The sequence below is a fragment of the Brachyspira sp. genome, assembly GCF_050873525.1.
Lineage (GTDB): Bacteria > Spirochaetota > Brachyspiria > Brachyspirales > Brachyspiraceae > Brachyspira.
In genome coordinates, this window is sequence record NZ_JBNMIZ010000177.1 from 1 (window position 1) to 5,538 (window position 5,538).

At 28.8% G+C, this 5,538-nt stretch carries 4 protein-coding genes; 3 read left to right on the forward strand and 1 reads right to left on the reverse strand.

Features of this window, described 5'->3' with window-relative positions; translation table 11 throughout:
* A partial coding sequence (locus ACR0QS_RS10450) for an AAA family ATPase (RefSeq protein WP_432633388.1) occupies window positions 1-1,697 on the forward strand: 1,697 nt, incomplete at its 5' end.
* A 156-nt stretch (window positions 1,698-1,853) separates the two neighbouring features.
* Here ACR0QS_RS10450 and ACR0QS_RS10455 read toward each other — a convergent pair.
* Window positions 1,854-3,053 (reverse strand): pyridoxal phosphate-dependent aminotransferase, encoded by a 1,200-nt coding sequence (locus ACR0QS_RS10455; protein ID WP_432633389.1) that lies wholly within the window; start codon window positions 3,051-3,053, stop codon window positions 1,854-1,856.
* A 170-nt stretch (window positions 3,054-3,223) separates the two neighbouring features.
* Here ACR0QS_RS10455 and ACR0QS_RS10460 point away from each other — a divergent pair, with 170 nt between their 5' ends.
* Both ACR0QS_RS10460 and ACR0QS_RS10465 read left to right on the forward strand, forming a co-directional pair.
* Entirely contained in the window at window positions 3,224-4,807 is a 1,584-nt protein-coding gene (locus ACR0QS_RS10460) for a hypothetical protein (protein ID WP_432633390.1), read from the forward strand.
* 118 nt (window positions 4,808-4,925) lie between these two features.
* The gene (locus tag ACR0QS_RS10465; protein ID WP_432633391.1) at window positions 4,926-5,489 is read left to right on the forward strand and encodes an adenylate kinase; all 564 of its coding nucleotides are present in this window, start codon (window positions 4,926-4,928) and stop codon (window positions 5,487-5,489) included.
* The last annotated feature ends 49 nt before the right edge of the window (window positions 5,490-5,538 follow it).

Here is a 5,538-nt window from a genome sequence, read left to right on the forward strand (position 1 = left end):
AAAAGTATTATAATTTATCTGAAAGTATAATTAAAAAAATTTCTGAAGATGAAGATAAAAAAGAAGCTGAAAAATATAAAAATAGTTTTTATAGAAAACTTAACTCAATAGATGAAATTGATGACTTTACAGAATTGGAAACTGAATATAGTAAGCTGCAAACACAAATAACACAATTTATACATTTCTATAATAATAGAGTAGTTAAATACAGAGAAAATATAAAAATAAATATAAAAAAAGAAAATATAAAAGAGTTATTAAAAAAGTATTATAATTTAGCTATTAATGCTATATCAATTTGTGATGAAAATGAAGCTGAAAAATATAAAAATAGCTTTTATGGAAAACTTAACTCAATAGATGAAATTGATGATTTTACAGAATTAGAAACTGAATATGGTAAGCTGCAAACACAAATAACACAATTTATACATTTCTATAATAGAAGAGTAGATGAAGGCAAAGAAATACCAGAAGAAGATTTTTATGATATAGATAATATACCAGAGGAGTATTCTGATATACCAGAAGAAAATTTTATCGACTTAAAACAAACTATACCAGAAGGAATAGATATATCATCAAAAATTCCAAATATTGTATTTTATAAAAGAATTAATTTATTGGCTGAGGATTTGATAATTTTAAATACTCAAGTTGATAATGAAACTAAATTTTTTACTCCTTTACTAAATAAAATAAAAGTAGGAATAGAAAAGATAAAAAATATACACTCTCTTAATGAAAACCAAATAAAAAGTTTTGAAACCAGTATAAATAACGCCATAAAACCTATTTTTGAACAAATTAACGAATTAGCTACTAAAGTATTTGGTAAAAATGAATATGATTTTAAAATAGAACTTGATAAGGAAAAAATCAAGTTATCAATGAAAATAAATAACGAGGCTACAACTTTATTACAGCAATCCGAAGGTTTTAGATGGTTTTTTGAATTCTTTTTTCAATTTTATTTTATATATGATTTGCAAGCTGGGGATATAATTCTAATTGACGAACCCGATGCGCATTTATCCATACCGTCTGTAAAAGGTTTGAGGAATATAATAAAAAAAATTGCAAAAGAAATGGGAGTAACATTTGTAACAACAACTCATAATCCGTTTTTTGTAGATATAGATTATTTTGATGAAATAAGAATAGTTAAAAAGAAAAAAGACGGAGATGGAGTTGAAATAGTAAGATTTGGAGATATAGATACTCATACCGAAGCCGATACTCTTAAAGAAATAATAGACGCTTTCGGTTTAGGAAATTTAAACAGAGATATAATAACCAACCCCGATAATAAAGTTATATTTGTTGAAGGAATTACGGATTATAATTATTTGACTGCATTCAAATTGTTATATAATCGAGGAAAAAATGATAATGAAAAATTAAATTTGTCGTTTCTACCAATTGCGGGACTTGGACAAAATAAAGAAGAATCAAAAAATAAGATTAAAATACTATCTAAATTTAAAGATGTCATTCAATTAACCGATGAAGATGAAAAGGCAAATGAATTTAAAGAAAAAATGAAAGTAATTAAATTAACCGAGATAGATGAGAATTTTAAAGAGATAGAATATTTATTTTCTGAAAATGATAAAGAAAAATTTAAATATATTATAAAAAATAAAAGCTTTGAAATTTCTTCTTTATTCAAAAATATAATATTTGATTTATAGAAAGAATTGGAAGATGAAACAATCAATAATTTTAATAAAGTTTTAAGGCATCTTAATGAAATAAGTCAAAATTTATCTGACCTTTAATTGAGTTATTTATAAAAAGGCTATTATTAAAAAAATAATAATAGCCTTAAATATTTTGATTATTGAATATTATCTCTCAACTTCTTTCCTATACTTAATCAAACCTTCTTTAAGTATATTCATAGCGCTTTTCAAATCTTCAGAATCCAAAGAATAGCAAATTCTCACTTCGTCTACGCCCAATCCCGCCGTAGCGTAAAAACCTTCGCCAGGAGCAAACATAACCGTCTCGCCGTTAATATTAAAATCTTTGAGTAGCCATATTGCAAAATTTTCCGCATTTTTTACGGGAAGTTTCGCCAATACATAAAAAGCGCCTTCGGGTTCTTTGACAATCACGCCGTCCATTTTTGTAAGTTCTTCAAATAATATTTTTCTTCTGTTGTCATATTCTTTTCTCGCTATTTCAAAATATTCTGAAGGCAAATCGTATAAAGCCGCAGCTCCAATCATTTCAAGAGTCGGTGCTGATAATCTCATTTGACATTCTCTAAATACCGCGTTCATAAAATTTTTATTCTTACTTATTATGCATCCGATTCTCGCTCCGCAGGCTGAAAATCTTTTTGAAATGGAATCTATTATAATAACATTTTCCGCCAAATCTTTATAAGTTCCGAAACTAATCGCTTTTCTATCTCCATATACGAATTCTCTATAAACTTCATCGCTTATGATATACATATTATGCTTTTTCGATAAATAGGCTATATCGTCAAGTTCCTGTTTTGTGGAAACGACTCCCGTAGGATTGCTCGGATTTGAAAACATATAAGCTTTGGTTTTAGGAGTAATATATTTTTCTATTTCGTCTCTATTTGGAAGATGAAAACCGTTTTCGGCATAGGTTCTAACGGCGTTTCTTTTTACATTTAATACATCGCAGAAACTGTTATAATTAGCGTAATAAGGTTCTGCTACCAATATTTCGTCTCCTTCGTCAAATATCGCAAGCATAGTGAATAGAACGGCTTCGCTTCCTCCGTAGGTTATTACTATTTCGTCTTCCTCGTAATGAATTCCCATTTTATCATAATATTCCTGTATCTTTTGAATTAGCGGTTTAATTCCCCTCGAATGAGCGTATCCGAGAGTTTTTCCGTTAAATTTTTCTATCGCTTCAAAAAATAATTTAGGCGTTTCAATATCGGGCTGTCCTATATTAAGATGGTAAATTTTAATTCCTTTTCTTTCCGCTTCTTCAGAGTAAGGATTTAATTTTCTCGTGGGCGAAGTTTTTAATCTTTGAATTCTATTAGATAGTTCCATTTTTATCCTCCCAATTTTTAGCTTATCGTCTAATTTTTAAATTAAATATTTTGATTGTATATAATATATGAAAGTAAATAAATTGTCAATGTTAAAAATTTAGATTTTATTAATTTCGTTTTATTATGTTTATATTGATATAATATAATTTTTGATATAAAATCGTAGTTATGTATACTAAATATTTTATAATCGTGCTTTTATTTATTTCTTATAGTTTCCTGCATTCTTTCGGCGGAAGACCAATCACTATGGAAGAAGTTCGTCCATATTATACAATTTCCGATAGAATTAGAATAGACATTTATATTTATAGTAATTTAAGCGGAAATTCAAATTATAATTATTTAACTTTTACCATTGCGGATGCGATTGCAAATCAACTCGATTATAACGGAACTTTGAAACTTCAAAACGAATCGAATTTAACTCTTATTCCAGTAGATTTTGAAAGAGCTTTAGATTATAAAGTATTTCAATTTACGAATATCGTTTATACTGCAACCAACGGAAGCAATACAAGAATAACTACAAATTACGAACGCACTTATTATACGAATTGGGGAGGAGTTCGCAGTAATGTAAAATATATCGGTCCCGAAACAAAATATTTCTTTTTGGAAGACGATGAAATTATTATGGAATATAAAGGCAGCAATGTTATAGTTAAAAATACCAACGATTTTTTGCAGGAAATTGATACGGGCGGTTCTTATTACGAATATTTTGGAGAAGATATAAAAAAATATGTTTTCACGAGAGACTCAGATATTTCCATTTTCGGAACGGTAGAATATAAAAGACCGAATATTGAAATAGTCACTTATGTCGCGTATACGAAAGAAAGAAGAATCGATTCTTATAAATTGACAATTTCGGAAGCGAGAATAGACGAGCAGATTCCGTTATACGCTTTGGATATTGCAAATAGAATAAGTCATTTGGATAAAACGGGAGTAATAGCGATTAATGTAGAACCCGAGAATTCTTTTATATATATAGATAATATTTTAATGGGAACGAGCGGAAGCACTTTATATATTCCAGCGCTAACAACAAACAGCCATAGATTTACTATAAAAAAAGATATGTATGAAACCATAGATACGATGCTTACATTTGAAAGAGCGAATAAAGATGTGGAATTAAATTTTTCATTAAACGAAATGACGAATTGGGCGAGAGTTCAAATAGAAGTTCCGGGCGACGTGGAAAGCGCCGTAGTTATTAACGGAATAAAGGAAGAACCAGCGGCGATTATAGACAAATATTTGGGATTTGGAACTTATTCCATGAAAATAACGAATTTAAATTATATGGATTATTATGGAATTTTCACTGTAGACAGCACGAACTCTTTATATTTAACTCCCACAATGAAACCCTTTAAACCTCCGACTTTAGCCGACAGAATATTTAAAAATTATGAAAGAAATACAAAAGTTTTTTTAGGGCTTACCATCGTCTCGGGAATATTTACTATTGGAAGTTATATTTTCGCTCAGGAAACTTTGGATAAAACTATGGTTAATTATTACGAGCAGTCAAGAGGAAGCGGAGCGGCTATGGATTTGAGCGTTTATAACATGGCTAATAACATGTATATAGCGGGCATGGTAATAACGAGCGCGTTAGCTTTGACTACGGGAATATATTATATGCTTTGGATAAACGAAAGTAATTTTGCGGTTGAAAAACTGACTTTCAATTCGGGATTTAGCGGAGCTAATTTAACTTATTCGTATAGCTGGTAGTTTATTTTTTAATAATTAACAAAAAATTTAATAAAAAAATTATATTTAATATTTGACAAACTTCTTTATTTTAATTATACTATTTATTAGCTTATTAATTTAATTTCGGAGGCATAATATGTTTAATATCATTTTTATCGGAGCGCCGGGAGTCGGAAAAGGAACTCAATCGGCATTTATAGAAAAAGATTATTCTATCGCTCATATTGCGACTGGCGATATGTTGAGAAAGAATATAGAAGACGGAACGAATCTCGGCAAAACCGCAAAATCTTATATGGATAAAGGCGAATTAGTTCCAGATAGTTTGGTTATAGATATGTTGAGCGAAAGAATACAAAAAGACGATTGTAAAAACGGTTTTATGCTTGACGGTTTTCCAAGAACGATGGAACAGGCAAAAGAACTTGATAAAATTCTTGCAAAATTGAATCATAAAATAGACGCGATTATAGATATTTACGCTTCGGACGAAATTATCATAAAAAGATTATTGAATAGAGGAAGAGCGGACGATAACGAAGAAACTATAAAAAACAGAATAAAAGTATTTGAAAGTCAGAGTAAGCCCGTTTTGGATTTCTATAAAGATAAAGTAAAGATAATAAAAATAGAAAGCGTTGGAACTCCAGAAGAAGTTTACGCAAAAATAAAAAAAGAACTGGATATTTTAAAGAAATAATTTTTTTAATTCTTAATAAAAAATAAATTATTTTATTAAATTACTAAAT